Origin of the sequence: Algoriphagus aestuariicola (assembly GCF_017254835.1) — a bacterium.
Lineage (GTDB): Bacteria > Bacteroidota > Bacteroidia > Cytophagales > Cyclobacteriaceae > Algoriphagus > Algoriphagus aestuariicola.
Genome location: NZ_JAFKCW010000004.1, coordinates 138,103 through 158,468, shown reverse-complemented (window position 1 = coordinate 158,468; position 20,366 = coordinate 138,103). Strand labels below are relative to the sequence as shown.

Here is a 20,366-nt window from a genome sequence, read left to right as displayed (position 1 = left end):
TGGTTTTGTTTCAGAGTTTAGACCTTGCGAAACAAACCGGGTTTAACACCACACTTAAAATGGAATGTTAAGGAACCTATATCAGGAGCTTTTCTCTTCGATCAGCTCTTTCCTCTCAGAAGCCCTTACATATTTGGGTTTGATCAAGAGTCTCAGACTGGGGTCAAAGCTGAGGTAGTTCCATGACCAGTCCAAAAATATGAAGAGTTTGTTTTTCACACCAAGGATTGCCATCAGGTGGACAAAGAGCCAAGTCAGCCAAGCCAACAAACCCTGAAACTTAACGAAAGGCAGATCCACCACAGCCAACTTCCTCCCAACCGTTGCCATCGAGCCAAGATCCTTGTACCGGAAAGCAGTCATATTCTCGCCATCCCGGATTTTGAAAAGATTCTTGGACAGGTTTTTAGCCTGTTGGATGGCTACTTGCGCGACTTGGGGATGACCTTTGGGAAATGAACCCTCCGGCAAAAGGCATTGGTCACCCAACACAAAAACGCCTTCTGATCCTATCAACCTGTTATACTCGTCGACAAGCATTCTACCATTCCCTGCATATTGGCTCGAGTCAAAACCCTCTATTCGGTTGGGCTTGATACCGGCAGCCCACAGTAGCGTTTGGGTTTGGATCGGTTCTTTTCCCTCGATAGAGACCTCTTTGCCATCGTAGTCCAACACTTTTGTCGAAAGGAAAACCTCCACACCTAGTTCTTGAAGATAGCGTAGCGCATGATTTTGGGCTTGCTCCGACATGGCTCCGAGTAATTTTGGCCCAGCTTCGATCAGGACGACTTTCATGTTTTTGAAGCTCAGCTCGGGGTAGTCTTTTGGAAACACGTTGTTTCTAAGCTCTGCCATCGCCCCGGCCAGTTCCACCCCTGTCGGACCTCCACCCACGATTACCATATTCATGAGCGATTTTCTCTCTTCCATGGTAGGGAGCGTGATCGCCCGCTCATAGTTGGAGATGATCTTGTTTCGGATGTAAAGTGCCTCAGAGACGGTCTTCATCGGGGAAGAATAGTACTCAATGTTTTTGGCTCCAAAGTAATTGGTGTCCGCGCCCATCGCCAAAACCAAAAAATCGTAGTCAATATATCCGATATCGGTGTACAGTCTTTTTGCCTTCGTGTCTACGCCTTCAGCTTCCGCCATTCGGAAGCTCATATTGGATGCGCCATGGAAGATTTTTCTCAGCGGAAAAGAAATCGCGCTCGGCTCCAAACCCGCAGTGGCCACCTGGTAGAAGAGAGGCTGAAACTGGTGATAGTTGTTTTTATCCAAAAGAATAACCTGAAAAAGACTGTTTCGGAGGCTCATTGCGAGTTTCAGTCCCCCAAAACCTCCCCCCACGATTACCACTTTGGGTAACTCCAGCTTGGGAAGATTAGGAATAGGTTGATGGTTTGAGTAGTTCATTTCATCGAGGTTTTATCTTATACGCATTTGGCGGGTGTGAAAGGCATTGGTTTCCGCTTTTTATCGCTTCGTTTCATTAAAAGAAAGGAGGTTCTGCTTAGTGAAAAGATTTGTTATTTTTGCCCACCTCTAATATTCAGTATAACTATGGGAAGAGCATTTGAATTCCGAAAAGAAAGAAAGTTTAAGCGCTGGGACAAAATGTCCAAGGTTTTTACCCGCTTGGGCAAAGAAATCGTGATGGCTGTAAAAGCCGGCGGACCTGATCCTACTTCCAACGCAAAACTGAGAACGGTCATTCAAAACGCGAAAGGAGCCCAAATGCCAAAAGACCGGATTGAGGCGGCGATCAAACGGGCTTCCAACAAGGATGAAAAAGACTACGAAGAAATCGTGTACGAGGGCTACGGACCCTTCGGTATTGCCATCATCGTCGAAACATCCACTGACAACACCAACCGAACCGTCGCCAACGTGAGATCCTATTTCTCAAAGGCAGGAGGGGCCCTCGGCACCTCGGGTTCGGTGAGCTTTATGTTTGACCGCAAGGCAGTATTTCGGTTTGCCCAGGCCGAGCATGATCTCGACGAACTGGAACTTGAACTGATTGACCATGGCTTGACCGAAATTGCCGAAAACGAGGGTGAAATCTTTGCCTACACGGAATTCGAAGACTTTGGATCCATGCAAAAAGCACTCGAAGATCGAGGTATTGAAGTGATTTCCGCAGATTTCCAACGATTCCCAACAACCTTGACCGAACTGACTGAAGAGCAAGAGGAAATCATCCACAAGCTCATCGACCGGCTGGAAGAAGACGACGATGTGAACCAGGTATTTACCAATATGGCCTGATCTGGAAGGCTCCAAGCATGAGTTTCAAAAAAAGACAAAACTTTCAGCCATCTGACAAACCTCTCGTTCTGGTCGGAAGCAAAAACCCGGTAAAAATCTCCTGCACAGAGGATGCGTTCACCCGCGCATTCAACAAAAGCTTTCTCGTTGACGGGATCAACGCCCCTTCGGACGTATCCGAGCAGCCAAAAGGCGATAAAGAGACCCTCCTGGGAGCGAAAAACCGCGCGCACAATTCCCTTAAAGTTTTCCCAGAGGCTAACTTTTGGGTAGGAATTGAAGGGGGAATCGACGAGGACGAATACGGGATGTTTGCTTTTGCATGGATTTACATCCTGGCCACTAATGGGAAGTCAAGCCAATCAAAAACCGGCACATTTTATCTGCCAAAAGCAGTAGCCGATATGGTAAAGGGTGGAATGGAACTGGGAAAAGCGGATGATTTGGTTTTTGAAAAGGAAAACTCCAAACAGCATGGTGGATCAGTCGGCATCCTTACCCATGGAGTGATAGATCGAAGCGAATATTATCGCCAAGCAATAATTCTGGCTTTAATACCTTTCGTGAACGAAAATCTATTTTAAAGAAAATACAATCTTTGAAAAATTACAGGAAGCAGGCAAGCATTAAAAAAAAATTGCTATTTATTGTATTTACTGAATATTCTTGCCTTTTTTAGGAATTATAAGTCTAAACATCGAATTTCTTAAAGTAAAAGTTGCTTATATCACCCCAACCCTAAGTCAAGTTTAAACCTCCTCCGGGAGGTTTACTTTTTTAAGATTGTCCAAGAAATTTGTTAACGCGACCCTCCAGTCAGAATCGGCATCCCACTCTGATCCGATATAAAGTTCATCCCGGACGATCAGTTTGATATAATATTTCACGACTGTTTTGAGGCCATCCTCTCCATCAATTGGCTCGAGTCCCATGCTTTTCATCAAGTCTGCCTGGCGTCCTTCCACTTTTACCAATAAAAACTGAACCCTATCCCTAACCAGTTCCTCGTTGGATTTGGCCTCTGTCAGCCATTCGATTGGGTGGGGATAATGATTTTCCAAGATTCCCTGAATCTGGGATTTTTGGGATGCTTGCTCCGCCAAAATCGCCTCTTGGGACTTGCCCAGCAGGTCGTACCTAAAGTAACTCAAGGCACCGGTCTCAGCCGAAGAACCCTCCAAAGGAATCCCCAGCTTGAACACTTCCAAGTTCAATGGGTTTCTTGGGAGAAATTTTTGTTCCGATTGGGCTACCTCCTGGCTGCTGATCTGCGGGAATTCGGGCACGTCTATGACGAGGAGATTGTTCGATTTTCTAGCCTGTCCGATATCTACCAGCTGTGAGCCGGCATTCTTCCAATCGCTTCCCGAGACTCCAAACAACGTAGTCGATGTAATTACCTTTCCATCACCGCTGAAAGTTCCCACATGAATACTTAGACTTTCCTTCTTTCTCGTGACCAGGACCACGTTTTTCACCTGTCGATTAGAAAAAGCCTTGGCAAAATCCGCTTGTCTAGCTTCAGAAAGCGCAACCTGCTCCAGTTCGAAATAGGCGATCGGATCTCCTCCAGCCTCCACCAAGTATGTGTGAACACTGTCTGCCAGTTGTTGCCAAGTAAGCACCGGTCTAGAACCAGGGTCCGCAGATATCAACACGATTGATTTTCCGTCGAAAAAACTCTCTGGGAGTCCTCCCTGAGCCAGCACAAGATCGAATGAAAGAAGAAAAAAAAGGAGTATGCAACTGATATATTTCATCAAATTAAGATGTGGTGACGGTAAGCCTAGTATTTTTACGAATATACATAACGGATAACGGATCACCAGATGCATTTCAATTTCAACAAAGTCCTCTTTTTATTCATCGGTTTACTTATTTCGACTTTTTCTTTCTCTCAAAGCATCAACTCAGATGCGCTTTTGAAACATATCGAATTCCTTTCCTCGGATGAACTGGCGGGACGCAAACCACTCAGCGCGGGCAGTATGGAAGCCCGTAAATATATCCTCGACCAGCTCACCAACTACGACAATGTAGAAGCTCTTTACCCCGACTATATTCAGAGGTTTTCATTCACTGGCCGCAATAGACAGAAGTATGAGGACGCAGCTAACCTCGTGGCATTTATCGCAGGAAGTGGATCAAGGAAAGTAATTGTATTGACTGCACACTATGATCATGTCGGTGTAGGAAAACCCAACGCTGAAGGCGACTCCATCTACAACGGCGCAGACGATAACGCCTCCGGAACCGCGGCATTATTGACCCTCGCTGAATATTTCTCTAAAAACAGACCCTTTCATAGCATGATGTTCGTGGCTTTGGACGCAGAGGAAATGGGCCTTAGAGGTGCAAAAGCGCTTGTGGAAGACTTCCCTTATCCCCTCGAACAGATTTTGCTCAATGTCAACATGGATATGATCTCCAGAAGTGACAAAAACGAGCTCTATGCCTCGGGCACCTACCACAATCCTCAGTTTAAACCCATTCTGGAAAAAGCAGCTCAAGGGTACAGTCCTACCCTGCTATTTGGGCATGATCTTCCCGGAACGGGCAGCGACGACTGGACTAATTCATCCGACCATGGAGCGTTTTACGCCAAGAAAGTTCCGCACCTCTATTTTGGTGTGGAAGACCACAAAGACTACCACAAGCCCTCCGATGAATTCGAGAATATCCAGCCCGAATTTTACAAAGGTGCGGTTAACCTGATTCTCAAATGCATTTTGGCTTTGGACAGCGAGCTGTCCGAAAAGTGAAGCGTTATGTATTTATCCCAATGAAAACAGAAAATTGTTTTGGCTAAAACCGACCTGATAACGAAATTTTTGATCTGGAGGCTTCGGCACCTCAGCAACAAGGGCTTCATTCTGATCCTTAGTGGACTTATCGGGATTTTTTCGGGATTGGCAGCCGTCATTCTCAAGTCGTCCGTCCATGCGATCCAGGAATTCCTCACGGAGGGATTCTACAAGGAATACGCAAACTTCATGTACATCATCTATCCGCTGATCGGTATCTCAGCTGCATATCTCATTGGCAGGTTTGTCCTAAAGGATGTCGGAGGGCATGGCATTCCAGATGTTCTGTTTAATATTTCCAAAAAATCCAGTTTAATCCCACGGGTCAAGATCTACAGCCGAGTGATTACCTCTGCCCTCACTGTTGGGTTCGGAGGTTCGGTGGGCTTGGAAGCTCCCATGGTCGTCACAGGATCCGCTATTGGCTCAAACGTCGGCTATCTGGTCCATTTGAATCCCAAAAAGCGGACCTTATTGATTGGCTGCGGCGCGGCTGGTGCAATCTCAGCCATATTTGGATCCCCCATCGGTGCGGTGATCTTTGCTATCGAAGTCATTTTGTTGGAAATCAGTACCGCGAGCTTCATTCCTTTGCTGATAGCCTCTGCGATGGGTTCGGTCACGTCGATGATTCTGATCGGAGAAGAGTCTCTCTTCAATTTCCAACTGAAAGAGTCCTTTATTGCAGCCCACATGCCGTATTACCTCCTCTTGGGGATGATCTGCGGGGTCGTGTCGCTTTACTTCAGCAAGATGGTACGGGCCACGGAAAAAGTCATGGACGATATCGGCGACCAATGGATGAGGACCATGTACGGAGGTGCACTGCTTGGGGTGATGGTTTTCTTTTTTCCTCCGATATACGGTGAAGGCTACAGTACTCTAAACATTCTCATTGAAGGCAACCACTCCCAAATCCTCGACAATAGTATTTTCTTTTCCACAATCGAAAATCCGGCAACGATCATCGTCTTTCTGGCTTTGATTATACTGGTGAAGCCTGTGGCGTCCGCCGTCACGATTGGGTCGGGTGGCAGTGGAGGAGTATTCGCGCCGTCCCTTTATGTAGGGGGAATTGTGGGGTTTCTTTTCGCCTACTCCAATAATTTACTGGGACTGAACAACTCCCTGCCTGTCGCGCATTTTACACTTGTCGCCATGTGTGGTCTCATGGCCGGCGTACAACACTCCCCTCTTTCTGCGATCTTCCTCATTGCGGAGATCACTGGGGGATACGAGCTTTTCGTGCCCCTGATGTTCGTATCTGCAATCGCCTACACTACAACAACGCACTTTCAAAAAGACAGCCTCTACAAGCTTCAGCTCAAAGACCAAGGAAAACATCTCCCTGAAACCAAAGACCAGGAATTGCTGGACACAATTGATATCTCACAAGTGATCGAGCGGGACCTACTGCCAATCCACCCAGATGCCCAGCTAAAAAATCTGATCGAGTTGGTAAAAATCTCGAAAAGAAACATTTTCCCCGTTGTAGACGAGAATCAGACACTCCGGGGCATCATCACATTGGATGACTTCCGGGGCATCATGTTCGATACAGAGAAACAGGACAAGGTATTAATCCGTCAGCTGATGCACAGCCCACCAGAAATCCTATTGGCTACCGATAATATGCAATCTGCTATGGAAAAATTTGAAAAATCAGGAGCATGGAACCTGCCCGTAGTGGAAAATGAGCGGTATCTGGGCTTCGTATCCAAGTCGAGGATATTCAATACCTACCGAAAAAGACTCATCGGCCAAAAGCAGGATTGATGCCCAAAAAGAATAAAATTTGGAATTGAGATTTATCCACCATTCAGGAAGCTTTAAGCGCTGATTTTCTTAGGGTTAGCCTAATTTATCCACAAAAATACCTTTTCCACCATCTATCCATATTGCTGATTTTCAGTCTTTTACAATAGTCTTGTTGATAAGTGTGGATAAATAATTGAATTTGTGGATAAATTATTACTGTATTGTTTGGAGCTGAAATCAAACTATTCAGGAACATTTTTTATTCGTTGTCTCTACAGGATATCAACTACATTTAACCCGAGACCATCACCAGTTTTAGAATATTGTTCGGGATATTCGGATGGTTACAAATATTACTAATTTTTTCATAATAAAAAGATTGAAGATAAATGCCCTAAAAATTGAATTTTTTACATTTTAACAATTATAGTACAATCTCAAACTCCAAAGCCAACCGGGGCAAGGTTGTTCATCTGTCGTAAAATCCAAGCCTGCCGGCTCTGTATATACCCCGTAGGCTTGGTGGGCGTCCAGCGCCTTGGATTGGGAAGGACGGCGGCAATCATCGCGGCTTGGCTTCGGTTGAGTTTGGCGGCTGGCTTTTTGTAGTAAGACTGGGCGGCGGCTTCGATACCATAGATCCCGTCTCCCATCTCGATCACGTTGAGGTATACCTCAATGATCCGCTCTTTAGACCAGATGAGTTCAACCAATACCGTGAAATAAGCCTCAAGCCCCTTTCTGATATAACTTCGACTTGGCCATAGAAAAACATTTTTCACGGTCTGTTGGGTAATGGTACTGGCACCCTTGATTCGCTTCCCCTTTTTGTTGTTTTCCCAGGCTTTTTCCATGGCCTCGAAATCAAAGCCCTTATGGTCCAGAAATTTTTGGTCTTCGGCTGCAATCACTGCTTGGGGAGCATTTTTTGATATTTCTGAGATCGGAACCCAATCCTTGGTCAGCCTCACATCTTTTTCGGAATCAAAAGCCTGCTCAAAAACCCGGATGACCATCAGCGGAGTGATTGGGACAGGAATAAACCTGTAAACAATCACCAGCCCAATTGAAAGTCCCAAAAACCAAAGAGTTGTCTTCCACAGTACCCTCCAAATCCAGCGAATTATCTTCATGCTCTCTTATGCCATTGCTTTTGCCTGCACAAATTGGTAGAAAAAAACTGCATTTTCATCAGCTAGGATGCCATCCAGATCACTTTCCATAGCATCAATTTCATTTTGACTAATTGCGCCTGTGTCCAATAGGCCTGGTGCCCCGCTTTTCATAAGCATCTTCCAGAATTCAATAAATCCCCGAAGCTCGTCTGGCTGGCTTTGATCGAGATGGAACCCGCTACGCGAAAGCTGAATTTGTTTGAACCCGGCATGTGCAAGCAGATTGCCAAGCTGAGCTCCCACGTCAGGATTTCCTCCAAAATTTCGTTGCTGCTGGTTGTACACGCGATAGTAGTGGGCTAGCGCTGGCGAAGCTGGTTCGTAATAAAACGTGGAGTTAAAAACCTCGGTAATATGGATTTTTGCCCCCGGCAAAAGATGGGATTTTACCCGATGCATGACCGCTTGGGGATCCGAAATATGCTCCAAAGCCCAACAAAAAAATGCGGCATCGAATTTTTCCCTTAAATCCAAATACTGCACATCCTGGTTTACGAAAGTTACCCGGTCAGAAAAGCCGGACAAATTTTCCCTGGCTTTTGCCAGTTGAGCTTCGGAAAAATCGACGGAGGTGATCCGAAGCTCTGGAAAGAGCCCCAAGAGCACGGCGGTCTGCGCACCGACTCCACTTCCAACTTCCAGAAGATTTTTACAGTCAGAGAAATCAACAGATGGATAAATCAAAGGCCCCAAAAATCCCGCCTGATCAATCAATCGTTGCTGTTCTTGAGTATTGTAACCGTGAAGGTATTGAACCATGGAGTCTTCAAAATTGGAAATTCAAATAAAAGGCTTCCGGACCACCACGATCGGCTCGGAGAGCTTTTCGGATACAATTTGGAAAAAATTTCTAACCTCTTTATATCTACCTTGTGATACTGAGCCTCCCACATCGATCCTCAATTCCGAGACGAGATGCAATACCTCGTTTTCCTTTTTCACCTGAAAATTGAACATCAAATCCCCAGTTTCTGACTGTAAGCTGACTGACTCAGGGAATTCATCAAGCAAGTATCCCTCTGGCAACTTTACTTCAAATCTCATTTTCTCCGTTATCGGGAAACCAAATTCCAAGGGATAAGTCCTGGATTCCTCAATAAAGGGATTCGTTGCAAATCCCGAAAATGTGAAAGGATCGAGCAAGATAAGTTCCCCATCCGATCCATTGATAGGAAGATGGAATGACGATCTGACAAAACCCTCCTCTCGAAAATGGTCCTCGTGGGTGATATTATATGGGCGAATGTCATCACTAGCTTCTTCTTCCTGGTCTGAGTTTAGGCTATTCAATACCGCCAGCACTTGTAGTTGAGTGAGGGAAAGTTTTTCGCGATACTCCAAATTGCCAACCGAATCTAAGCCCAGCGTAATTTCAAGATCTGTTTTTGAATCAAAGTGATGCTTTAAATCGATAAGCGCAGAATTGGACTTTGTTAACAAAAAGCCTTTTTCAACAAGCTTTTGGAGCGGGATCAACCCAAACGGCAGTGTCGCATCGGTAGCGTCTAGGTAGATAGCCCCTCCGTCCAACTCGAGCCTAACCAGAGAAGAGGAAAACTGATCAATATTAGGACTGGGAATCAAAAATGATCTTTTAAGGGGATGTAGCTCATTGACCAAAACCGGCTCTGCCTCAATTTCATATTCGCGCAATGCGGCTATTAGTAGCAGATGAATATCCAGATGGTTCCCTTTTTTGGTACGAAGCAGCTCCGGCAGAGTCTTCGAGGGAAGAGGGTACAAGCTCGGTTCCAAGGTGAAATTTGTCGAAATATGGTCATAGAGTTTCCTTGCTATGACATCCTTGCTCTCGCCAAAAAACACATCCTCCTTGAATCCGAAACTCTTGTAGGAAACGGATTTCAGAAAGCTGCGATACTCCTTCAACTCCATGACTTGATCGCCCAACTTTTCCCATGTGGAATACAATGTCGAAGGCTCTTGTGTAGCGTCCACTGCGAGAAAGCCCTCCACCCGCTCCAAATAATCCATGGGGGAAGAAATGTAGGGCTCGACATGGAAGGCTTTCACATCCGTCAAAGTCCAGCTGAACCGATCCCTTTCTTCAGACTGATTCATCGACGATTTTACACGACCCGAAGGCACAATCAGCTGATATTGGAGAAAATTGGGGACGTCAAATGTAAATTTTGATCTAAGCTTTGGATGCTCTCCCTGAAAAACCCAACCTTCAAGGCTATAATAAACTCGGTCAGTCTTAAGGTATCTGTATTCCAAAATCGACCCCCTAAACACTTTGGGAAATATGAGCCTGTATTCCCCGAAACCATTCCCGAAATCTATCTGCTTGATATCCTCTTGGCCCAGTCGATAGGTCTTCCTCTCTCCCCCTTCCAAATAACTAACCTGTGCCTCAATTCCTTTGATTTCCTCTATATGCAATTCACCAGCTTGATAGTAGGGAATGACAATATCCCCAAAGCCTGCGACATTGTCATCGAGGACTTTGTATCGATAGTATTGGGCCGCGTACATCCCCAGCACTTGAAAGGTATCGTTGTCCCAAACGACACCCGCTTTGCCTTCCTCAAATAGGCACACAACCTTGGCTTCTGGCTCAAAAGAAACAGACTTAATAGCCAAATCTCTCTCTGAAAACACACCCCATTTGACATCCATTGGAAATAAGCTCCAATCCAATTTTTTCTGAGCGAAAACAATAGTCTCTGAGGAAAAAAGGAAAAGGATAGAGGCGATCAGAAAGAGGTATTTCATCACAGAGTCCCAGTCTTCTTCAATATCACTGGGGAGGCGAGCTTGGATGCTACGCTTTCCATGAAAAACTTCAGATCTCCATAGCTTTCCGGTTGAATCAGGGGACTTCTCACTTCAAACTTTGCCGTAATCTTGACTAACTCCCCGAGATTCTCTGTCTGGTAGGTAAATCCAATAGGCGAGCCCGGAATCGTAATCATTTCATTGGTCGGGTAGTCATCTAACACATATCCCGCCGGAATGGCCACATTGGCGGTATAGGTCTCTCTGAACGTGTATTCAAAATCGACTGGAAAGACTCGGAAATCTTGGGTGAAGGGGTTCTTGGCGAATTCGGATATTTGTAGTGGGTTAAATACCAACATGTCCTGAGCGGCAGCGTCTTTCATCACGGATTGAAATTGAATGCTGACCGTGTTTTTATCCTCGAGCTGATCGTTGACGCTGACATTCCGAATTTCAAATGCTTCGTAAGTTTGCTTAAAAAGATCTTCCATGGGCTTGTTTTCGTCTTTCAGGCTCTTTATTCGGTGAGCATAGGCCAGCCCCTCGTAATGTGTATTTCTAATTGCATTGTCCATCACCAGTTCCCCAGTCTCCGGATCAAGTGCAATAGAGGAAAAAACCAGCTTGTTTGAGGCGTGCTTGATGTCGATTTCGATCAGCTTACTGGCGTTTTTTTGCAACAAGAGCCCAGCGCTGACGTGCTTGTCCAGATCAACATATCCAAAAGGTGCCAGCGGGTCACTGAGATCCAAGAACTGCTGTTGCCCATCCAAGGTGGCGAGAAGCAAAATCTCGTCAAACTGGTTCAAAAACGGAAAAGGGACAATTTCACTTCTTCCATATCCCTTGCTCCCAATCAACACGGGATTACACTCTATCCCCAAAGACTTGAGGATGCCCATATAGGCGAGGATCAACTCACCCGGGGCTCCCTTCTTTGACTTAAGCAATTGCGGTAGCGTCTGATCTGTGTAGATCCAATCCGAACCCTCGTTGACAAAATTGTCTCGTACATAATAGTATGCCGCCTTGGCTTTCTCCTGCTCCGTTCCGCCGCTCATATCCACCGACAGAATCTCACGCTCGATAGGATTGCCGCGATAGAATCCCTTCGTGGTATAATATGCGATCAATTCATCTCCCAGTTTTTCCCAGCTGTTGAGAAAATCGGTCCACTCTGGCCCTCCCGAATATCCGGAGCCAGATCCGGACATATACCTGGAAAGTTGAAATTCCACCCGATCCATATAATCTCTATAGTTTTTCATATAGGGTTCCTCTTTGAGAGAATAGAGATCACGGAGTGTCCAGCTGAAAGTGCCATACTCGCTAGTTCGTTCTGACTTCGAAAATAAATTTGCTCCCTGACCGATCGTCTTGTATTCCAAATGTTCAGGTATCTTGATTTGATATTTCGAAAACAATACCGGCGCGGATCGCTGGAAGGTCCAGCCATCTAGAAATTCTATGTTCTTGTCTCCTTTCTTATAGGAGTATTCCAGTATGGAGCCCACCTGGGCATTTGGAAAAGAAATCCTAAGCTCCTTCAACCCATCCCCGAGGTCAACGTCGAAGAAATCATCCTTATCCAACTTTGTCACGACAGGCTTCCCTCCCTCAAGATTCGTGATCTGAGCTTTTATCCCGGAGAGATTCTCCACGTTGCCGGTTCCGGAGTAGTATCTGATTCGAATATCTGCATGTTCTTTGCCTGCCTCCGTTAAAATCTTGACTCGATAAAAATATTGGGTCTCCAGCGTGCCATTGAAAATTCGGGAATCCCCGAATGCGACCAAACAGGCTGCGCTGGCTCCCGGTTCGTATGAGACTTCTTTCAGATCAAATTCCTCTTGGCTTATCTCGCCCATCTTGAGCGACTGGCCAGGAGAAAAAAGCGGTAATAATACTGCAATGGCAATGAGAAGTTTCTTATTCATTTGCTGGACTTGTTGATTGGGTGGTGGTGGTATTTACAAAAAAGACAGTTCGGTCAAAGGCCGTATTGATTTTCCGGAGTAGTTCGGCTTCCTCCTCTTTATCCAATTCGGTGGGAATTTTCAAGCTGAGCTCGCGTCTGACGCGAAGCGTTTTCCCTTCGATAGCCATTTCCAGAAGGCCTTTTAAATTCTCTTCTTCTAACGAGACTCGGGGAAGGTCTCCATCCACTTTCCACGCGGCTGGCAGTTCAATCTCATACTCATCCACTTTTTTTAGGGATTTGTTCGTCAAATGCGAAGGACCCAACTTTCCGAGAAATGGACGAAGTATTGCCCGTTTTGCAGTCATCTGGGAAAACTTTTGAAGAAGTCCATCAAATGCAAGCTCCGTGACGGGAAGTGAGTCCTGATTTGCCACTTCGATCCTATAGTCTTGAACGATCAGCCCGGAGACAGAAGAATTCCTGTTAAGGAAGTCCCGCTGCTGCCGCTCGTCGAGATTACCCTTAACATAGAGAATGTATGCGGCGAAATTCCCGAAAAACTGCTGTTCGGTGTTGATCTTGGCATTTCCCCGATCATCTAAGATTACCTTGGATTGGGATCTGATCTCATTCCATTCCTCCGTGTCATAGGAAGGGGTTTTGGTTAGGTTGCCGCCGCCCTTGCTCGTCACAAGCACGTGTCGGTTTTTGGTAAAATCCCCTAAATATCCGGCAGGCAGCAAGTTAGAGGTACACTCTAACCAGATCGGGTGAGAGGATGTCGGAACCTGCAAAATCACATGGTTAAACTGATTGGAAGGCAAATCGACCTCTATGTCTTCCGCATCTGATCCGGCAAAAACAAGAGTGTAATTAGATGGGATATCCGCAGCATCCAGCATTGCCTTCATCAAGTTGGTAAGTCCCTTGCAGTCACCATAGGAATATTTCACCACATCGGCCGCGGTCATCGTCTGCCATCCTCCTATACCGAGCTGTATACTTACATACCTGAAGTTTTTTTGCAGGTACTCGTAGAGGATCTTTACTTTTTCATAGGGATCGTCTACGCCCACTACCAGCTGAAGCACTTTTTCCTTGAAATCTTCCGGGAGGACATCCCTTCCTTGGTTCAATTCAAACTGCCACGCCGCCAAGCCAGACCAGCTCCCCATTTCTCCCGAATATTGGTCGAGAGCGAATTTGACAGGAGCAAGCAATAAACGCGGGTCTTCGTCCGAATCAAAGTCCCTAGGTTGCGCGGCAAGATCGCGTTCAGACCAGGTAATGGAGGTCACCCCCGCCAGCTCTTCCTCTTTTTTGTTTCCTTTCAGGTTAAGCTCTTTGTATTTTAATCCAAGCCGAGTCGGATACTTAACAGTAAGGGAAGCTTCCGTTACTTTTTGGTTGAAATTCGGGACGGGAGTCCACCTCGGCAGAAAAAAATTGGACTTTGAAGAAACCTGTGATTTGATCGATACCTCGATCGGAAACTTGGCGGCAGCAACCTCAAAATATTTGTAACGGTTGTCGTCAAATATCGTCGAGGTAGAATAATAAGCGGCGTCTCCCATATCCTTCAGCCGAGCCTTCTTTATGGTTTTGCCGGAAGTCAGGTCCCTCACCTCCAGCTCAAACTCTTCCACAGAGTTGAGCTTGTCATAGAAAAGTCTGGTAAAGGCGTGGTCAAGTCCCTCCGGGGAAACCACGACAATTTTGCGATCTACATGATGGGAATAAGTAAAATCCTCATGCAAAGTCAGTATTTGGGCTTCTGATAGAATAGAATGGATAGGCACCTCTTCTGCCTTCAGCACTGTGTCACTTTCCTGCGCAAGCGCCAAATTAGAGATCAAAAAGATCCCTAAAAGCAATTTAAACATAAAGAATGGGTGGTAAATTTCGAGCAATTTAAATGTTAGACCTAATAAAACTAATTTCTGTTGCTTTAATTTTTAAGGGTATTTTTCACTGGCATTTATGAGGATCTCATGAAGTCATAGACGCATTTCATGGCTAGTTTCCTTTTTTGGATTTACAAGATAATCTCTGCTACTTTGGCTTTTTGTTTCATTCCTTCTATCATGAACCCAACGGTAATCCAGAGCTTTGAGGACTTTGAAAAATATAATGGCCAAGAGCTTGGCACCTCAGATTATTTTAAAATCAACCAATCCCAAATCAACTTATTTGCTGATGCTACCTATGACCATCAGTGGATCCACACCGACCCGGATCGGGCCAAGTCAGAGGGAGCTTTTGGCAATACCATCGCCCACGGCTACCTGACGCTCAGCATCGTCCCCCACCTTTGGGACCAGATCGTTCAGGTGCAAAATCTCAAGATGATGATCAATTATGGGATAGAAAATCTTCGATTTGCTCAGGCTGTGACTGTGGAAAGTGAGGTTCGCTTGGTAGCCAAACTGAAAAATGTAGCCAATCTCCGCGGGACTGTCAAAGCGGAAGTGGAAGTCAAGCTGGAGATCAAAGACCAGAAAAAGCCAGCCTTCACCGGCATATTGGTGTTTTTGTATCATTTCCATTGAACGAAAGTCCATCAAGGCTCCTGCAGTCCTAGCAACTCAGAAAAAATAAAAGACCTGTCAGGTATTCAAAACCTTACAGGTCTTTTGATATCCGCCCAGCAGGGCCGATTTAGGAAAAAACCCCTCCGAATCCCGGAGAGGCTTTCCAGTTAGTCCAATCTATTACGTTCTTCGGAGCTGCCGGTACTCGATTTGACTCGGAAACTCTCACCTTTCGCAAAATTATATTTCAAGGTAAACCTGATCCCCTGGTTGCTTCTATACTGGCGGAAGCTGGTGTCAATGTCTGCGAAGTCTATGCTGGCGCGAATGAGCTGGGTACGGAAGATATCGGTGCCGTTGACCGAGATGGAAAGCTTGTCTTTCATCACCGATTTGGTCACACCTGCATCCACCCATCCGAAGCCTCTGATCAGGCCTTGACCCCAAATCTGTGGCCCAAGATAAATACCCATCACTTCCACTTTGAACCCTTTTGGCAAAGTGAAGTTTTGCTGGGATCTCACCATGTAGGATACCTGCTCCACATCCAGCAAGTCTTCGCCGATTTGGGTTTGAAACTGGTTGTAATTAACTTGGAGCATGTTGGAAGTGTTCCACCATTTTTTGATCTCCACGGGCACCATTGCACGGAAGTTGGCATTGCGGGTCTGATCAAAATTGTCGGTATAAGTGGTTGTAGTACGTTCTTCCTGATCCTGTACAAAGACCTGCATGAAGGTATCCTCAGTCACACTGTAGCCCAAGGTAAACTGATAAGAGCCGTTGACCACGTGATTCATCTCGAAATTGGTCGAATACTGTGGCCTTAGGTTGGGGTTGCCCTGCTCAGAAGTCAGCGGGTCGATGTAGTACACAAAGGGATTGAGCAATCGGTAATTAGGTCGGGTTATACGTCGGTTGGCATTGTACACGATCTGGTATTTATCACTTACCTTGTGCTGGACAAAGAAGCTCGGGAAAAGGTTGAAGTAGCGCTGTTTGTTCACTTGATTGAGCGTCACGGAATTGCCCACGATATCCGAAAACTCCCCTCTCAAACCTGCCTGATAGCTCACTTTGGGACTGAAGGACCCTTTGAACGCACCGTAAGCAGCCAAGACATTTTCATTGTAGATGAAGCGGTTGGAATTCGGATCCGGCTCAAAAGGCCCTTCATTCTCTGCACGGCTCATGTCGAGGTTATTGTCCGACTCTACCCAGCTTCCTTTCAATCCAGCCTCCAGCGTATTGCCACCTTTCAATGCTTTGGTATAGTCTACTTTGGCAGTGAAAATTGTGTAGTACATGTCGTTCAGTGTCAAGATCTTGTCTGTGTAGGCAAGATTTGGGTCATCGTTCCCTGACCAATAGCTATTATCAAGCAGGGAAGAGCTGGAGTTGTCCATGATCGTGAAGTCCACATCCGCCGAGATTTTGCTTCCGACCGTATCCAGCTTGGCGTCGTAATGTAAGTTTGTAAATAGGCGATTGCGTTTGCCTTCGGATTCGTTGGTGGACTCGATGAAATTATTGTAGTCCTGTCCTGGATTGGTCACCACTGTACCAGAAGTGTTGTTGTTGGTATCGGTGGAGGAAGATGCCTGCACGTTCAACCCCAAATTTTGGGTCGGTGTCAATTCATAGTTTGCAGAACCGTTAAACGAGGGAGTCTTGTATCGCGAGGCGATTCGGGAGTCTTGGTTAAAATTGGAGATCCCCTCTTCCACCGTAAAGTTCCGATTGATTTCCAGATCGTTGTAGACAGCATATTCATTATAGTTGAATGTCCCATTGGTGGAGAGCTTTTTGTTCTTCACATTGAGTGTCACCCCGGCATTTGGAGCAAACTGTCCGTTGTACTGTCCTCCTACCTGCACGTTGCCAAAGACACCGTCTACCGTGTTTTTCTTCAGCTGTATGTTGATCACGCCGGCTGAGCCCTCTGCGTCAAAACGAGACGAGGGGTTGTTGATCACCTCAATGCTCTTGATGTTTTCAGCTGGCATGGAGCGGAGGAAGTTTGCCAAATCAGTCGCACTCATATAGGTAGGGCGGTCGTTGATCATCACCGTCGCACCTGTGCGACCGTTAAGGTTGATGTTTCCGTCCTGATCCACGTAGATGCCCGGGGATCTACCCACCACATCCAGCGCGTTGGAGCCCTCGGCCATCACAGTACCTTCCACATTGACGATGGTCTTGTCAGGCTCGATGATGATCTCCGGCCGCGAAGCTTTGACAGTGACCTCGTCAAGGCCGGTCGCTTCATCGACGATGGCGAGTGTTCCAAAGTCCTTGATCAAACCAGGAGCGAGATCAAAAGGCTCCGAGGAAAAAGACTGGTATCCTATCGAGGATACTACAAGTTTTACCTTGGCAGTTTTTGTGGATTCGATGAGGAAGTTTCCGTTTTCGTCGGAGACGGCACCATCCACCAGAGAGCCGTCCATTTGGACTAGCGCGACGTTGGCATAGGGAACCGCTTCTCCTGATTGGTCGGAGATCTTTCCGCTAAGCTTGGATACTTCCTTTGGATTGGCGGCAAGATTACTTATCCCCAAAAAGTAGACAAGTAAAGCTAAAAAGGGAAAGTTGGCAGTTTTCATTGGGTAAATAGAGTTGGCTTGTTTTCGTTCATTATGCCATACGCTAAGAAAATGAAATGCCAAGGGCCAAAAACGGCCTAAATTCCCCAAAAAACTACTTTTGGTACCTCACACAAAAATCTACTGTCTCAATACCGTACAGTATTTTATACGGTTTAGGACAAAAAAATCCCCGAAAGATGTTCCTCCGGGGATCGAATTTCTGATTAGATATAATCTTACTTGGCAGCGGTATAGAGCTTGCTCACCTCATCCCAGTTGACCAGATTCCAGAATGCGGAGATGTAGTCAGGTCTTCTGTTTTGGTAATGCAGGTAGTAAGCGTGCTCCCACACGTCAAGGCCAAGGATGGGGGTACCCTTCACTTCAGCTACATCCATGAGGGGATTGTCCTGATTTGGGGATGAAGTGACGCTCAAGCCGTCCGCAGTCACGACCAACCAAGCCCAACCTGATCCAAATCTGGTTGCACCGGCTTTGTTGAATGCTTCCTTGAAAGCATCAAATGAACCGAATTTTGCATCTATCGCCGCAGCCAAGTCACCGGTAGGAGCCCCTCCACCGCTTGGAGACAGGATGTTCCAGAAAAAGCTATGGTTCCAATGGCCTCCACCGTTATTTCTCACCGCAGCATTCGATCCGGCTACTTTCAGCAGTTCTTCAAGGGATTTGCCTTCTAGGTCGGTGCCGGCAATGGCGTTGTTCAGATTGGTAACGTACGCATTGTGGTGTTTTCCGTGGTGGATCTCCATGGTGCGCGCATCAATGTGCGGCTCCAGCGCGTCAAAAGCATAAGGCAAAGCAGGAAGTGTAAAAGCCATTTTATAGAAATTTTGAGTTAAACATTAGTTTCAAATGAGTCCGTAAACTACAATTTGTCAACCAGTCTTTAAAAAAAAAGGTTCTGTTAGATCAAAAAATGCCTTAATCTCTCAGTTTTTTGAAAAAATCGCGAACCAAAGTCTCGGCCTCCTCAGCCATCGATCCGACGAATACCTGCGTCTTGGGGTGGAGCATGTTAGGATTGTTTTGGCGAAAGCCTCTTTTTGGGTCGGAAGCCGCAAAATGGACTTCCCCAATCTGGGACCAAAAAAGTGCTCCCGCGCACATTGCACAGGGTTCCAAGGTTACATAGAGGCGGCAATCAATCAAATATTTGGCGCCTAGGTAATTTGCCGCAGCCGTGATGGCCAGCATTTCAGCGTGGGCAGTGACGTCATTGAGTCTTTCCGTTTGATTGTAGGCCCGGGCGATGATACGATTCTTGGATACTACGACAGCACCCACGGGTATCTCTCCTTCTTCAAAGGCGAATTTGGCCTGCTTCAAAGCCTCATTCATGAAATACTCGTGGGTGTATAATTCCAACGCTAGTTCGTGTTACTGGAAAAAGGCAATGATCTCATCCCTCACTCCCTTGTTGATAATCACCGCAAGGATAAGGGAAACCACCAGACCGGCCAAAGCTTTGAGCACGTCTTTTCTCGCCAATCGGAATGCCCTGACCAGCCAAGCGTTTCTCTTTTTGGCCTTACCGTGTTTTCCAAGTGCTATTGCAAGTTCACGTCCGGCCAACAAACCGATAAACACCCAAGTGGTGCTCATTGGCACGTTGTTGTACATCTTAAAGTAGAAGAGGATCACCGCATAGACCAAGTCTACAATGGTGGCTGCCCGGACGTCAGTCACATTGGATTTCTCGTTGACAATTTCCTGAATCTTGTCGCCCTTCATGTAGAAAAGGAAACCAAGACCCACGAACACAAAGCCGGCGTAAATCGAAAATTCAATTGGATTCAGCTCTCTAGGTAGGAAGACGGCTATATTGGCAGCATCCTGCATGATCCAGACAGACCAAAGCACACCGGAGGTTATCCATTGGAGGTAAATCCAATAGGATTTCGCCTGGCCCTTGAGGTAGTTTCTAACAAAACGTTCCAGCAAAAACCAAACGATGATTGCCAAGACAAATGCCAAGATGTATCCCACAAAACTCTTGAACATAACATCCACGATGGTTCCCGCTTTGTAGGTAAAAACATTGAGCAAGAGGAAAGTCGTGGACACCGGCATGCGGAGACGGGTCATGACCAAGAGAACGATAGGGGCAGCCAGTTGAAGAAACACAAAGCTATCTGGGGCTTTCTCCAAACCTGGCACACTGAGACGCTGATAGGTCACATCTCCTGAATAGGCAAACCAGCTATAAGCAACTGTACCTAGCCAGATCAGGCCCATAAAAAGCCAAAGCAGATACCAAGGGCGTTTGTTGTTTGAAGCGATAAAGGTACCGATGGTCTGTATACTGTCGTTGGCAATCGCAGAGTAGGCCGCAAGGGCAAAACCAAACCACATCGCCGCGTAGGTGTAGGGGGTAATCAGGCCAGCAATCGAGATCAAGACGCAAACTGTAATCAGGAAAGGCCGCTCACTCTTGGTAAAATCAAATATGGAATAGGTTTTCTTTGAAAGCTTTTCCTGGTTGATGTTTTGGTCAATCGGTTTTTTCTTGGCCATATCTAGGCTTGTGGGAGATCGGCTGCAAAAATAAATAA

General features: G+C 46.2%; 16 protein-coding genes. 5 read left to right on the top strand and 11 right to left on the bottom strand.

Annotated features, from left to right (window positions below; all coding sequences use genetic code 11):
- Nucleotides 1-81: 81 nt before the first annotated feature.
- Entirely contained in the window at nt 82-1,419 is a 1,338-nt protein-coding gene (locus J0A67_RS16940) for an NAD(P)/FAD-dependent oxidoreductase (protein WP_206570580.1), read from the bottom strand.
- 147 nt (nt 1,420-1,566) lie between these two features.
- Between J0A67_RS16940 and J0A67_RS16935 the strand changes: the two genes are divergently transcribed.
- Complete coding sequence (locus tag J0A67_RS16935; RefSeq protein WP_206570579.1) at nt 1,567-2,274, top strand: YebC/PmpR family DNA-binding transcriptional regulator; 708 nt, start codon at nt 1,567-1,569, stop codon at nt 2,272-2,274.
- A gap of 17 nt (nt 2,275-2,291) precedes the next feature.
- Complete coding sequence (gene yjjX / locus J0A67_RS16930) at nt 2,292-2,858, top strand: inosine/xanthosine triphosphatase (protein WP_206570578.1); 567 nt, start codon at nt 2,292-2,294, stop codon at nt 2,856-2,858.
- A gap of 165 nt (nt 2,859-3,023) precedes the next feature.
- Here yjjX and J0A67_RS16925 read toward each other — a convergent pair whose 3' ends face one another.
- Nucleotides 3,024-4,034: an NTPase gene (locus J0A67_RS16925; RefSeq protein WP_206570577.1), complete on the bottom strand. Its 1,011-nt coding sequence runs from the start codon at nt 4,032-4,034 to the stop codon at nt 3,024-3,026.
- Between the two features lie 69 nt (nt 4,035-4,103).
- Here J0A67_RS16925 and J0A67_RS16920 point away from each other — a divergent pair, with 69 nt between their 5' ends.
- Nucleotides 4,104-5,036: a M28 family peptidase gene (locus tag J0A67_RS16920; protein WP_206570576.1), complete on the top strand. Its 933-nt coding sequence runs from the start codon at nt 4,104-4,106 to the stop codon at nt 5,034-5,036.
- 39 nt (nt 5,037-5,075) lie between these two features.
- Nucleotides 5,076-6,854 carry a chloride channel protein gene (locus J0A67_RS16915; RefSeq protein WP_206570575.1) on the top strand — a complete coding sequence of 593 codons (1,779 nt, stop codon included), beginning with the start codon at nt 5,076-5,078 and terminating at the stop codon, nt 6,852-6,854.
- A 419-nt stretch (nt 6,855-7,273) separates the two neighbouring features.
- On the opposite strand, the gene mtgA is transcribed toward J0A67_RS16915, so the two are convergent.
- From mtgA to J0A67_RS16890, 5 genes are read right to left on the bottom strand one after another with little or no spacing between them, the layout of a single operon-like run.
- Nucleotides 7,274-7,969: a monofunctional biosynthetic peptidoglycan transglycosylase gene (gene mtgA, locus J0A67_RS16910; RefSeq protein ID WP_206570574.1), complete on the bottom strand. Its 696-nt coding sequence runs from the start codon at nt 7,967-7,969 to the stop codon at nt 7,274-7,276.
- A gap of 6 nt (nt 7,970-7,975) precedes the next feature.
- Nucleotides 7,976-8,770 (bottom strand): class I SAM-dependent methyltransferase, encoded by a 795-nt coding sequence (locus J0A67_RS16905; RefSeq protein ID WP_206570573.1) that lies wholly within the window; start codon nt 8,768-8,770, stop codon nt 7,976-7,978.
- A gap of 21 nt (nt 8,771-8,791) precedes the next feature.
- On the bottom strand, nt 8,792-10,747 hold the full coding sequence (locus J0A67_RS16900; protein ID WP_206570572.1) for a DUF3858 domain-containing protein: 1,956 nt from the start codon (nt 10,745-10,747) through the stop codon (nt 8,792-8,794).
- Complete coding sequence (locus tag J0A67_RS16895; protein ID WP_206570571.1) at nt 10,747-12,690, bottom strand: DUF3858 domain-containing protein; 1,944 nt, start codon at nt 12,688-12,690, stop codon at nt 10,747-10,749. Before J0A67_RS16895 ends, J0A67_RS16900 begins: the two co-directional genes overlap by 1 nt.
- Nucleotides 12,683-14,557, bottom strand: a complete 1,875-nt coding sequence (locus tag J0A67_RS16890) for a DUF3857 domain-containing protein (protein ID WP_206570570.1) — start codon at nt 14,555-14,557, stop codon at nt 12,683-12,685. The genes J0A67_RS16895 and J0A67_RS16890 overlap by 8 nt, the downstream gene beginning before the upstream one ends.
- A gap of 201 nt (nt 14,558-14,758) precedes the next feature.
- Between J0A67_RS16890 and J0A67_RS16885 the strand changes: the two genes are divergently transcribed.
- Nucleotides 14,759-15,223 (top strand): MaoC family dehydratase, encoded by a 465-nt coding sequence (locus J0A67_RS16885; RefSeq protein WP_206570569.1) that lies wholly within the window; start codon nt 14,759-14,761, stop codon nt 15,221-15,223.
- Nucleotides 15,224-15,372: 149 nt separating this feature from the next.
- Here J0A67_RS16885 and J0A67_RS16880 read toward each other — a convergent pair whose 3' ends face one another.
- The 4 genes from J0A67_RS16880 to J0A67_RS16865 form a co-directional block, all read right to left on the bottom strand.
- Nucleotides 15,373-17,811 carry an outer membrane beta-barrel protein gene (locus tag J0A67_RS16880; RefSeq protein WP_206570568.1) on the bottom strand — a complete coding sequence of 813 codons (2,439 nt, stop codon included), beginning with the start codon at nt 17,809-17,811 and terminating at the stop codon, nt 15,373-15,375.
- A gap of 218 nt (nt 17,812-18,029) precedes the next feature.
- Nucleotides 18,030-18,632 (bottom strand): superoxide dismutase, encoded by a 603-nt coding sequence (locus J0A67_RS16875; protein ID WP_206570567.1) that lies wholly within the window; start codon nt 18,630-18,632, stop codon nt 18,030-18,032.
- A gap of 103 nt (nt 18,633-18,735) precedes the next feature.
- Entirely contained in the window at nt 18,736-19,179 is a 444-nt protein-coding gene (locus tag J0A67_RS16870; RefSeq protein ID WP_206570566.1) for a nucleoside deaminase, read from the bottom strand.
- A gap of 12 nt (nt 19,180-19,191) precedes the next feature.
- The gene (locus tag J0A67_RS16865; protein WP_206570565.1) at nt 19,192-20,328 is read right to left on the bottom strand and encodes a hypothetical protein; all 1,137 of its coding nucleotides are present in this window, start codon (nt 20,326-20,328) and stop codon (nt 19,192-19,194) included.
- Between the last annotated feature and the right edge of the window lie 38 nt (nt 20,329-20,366).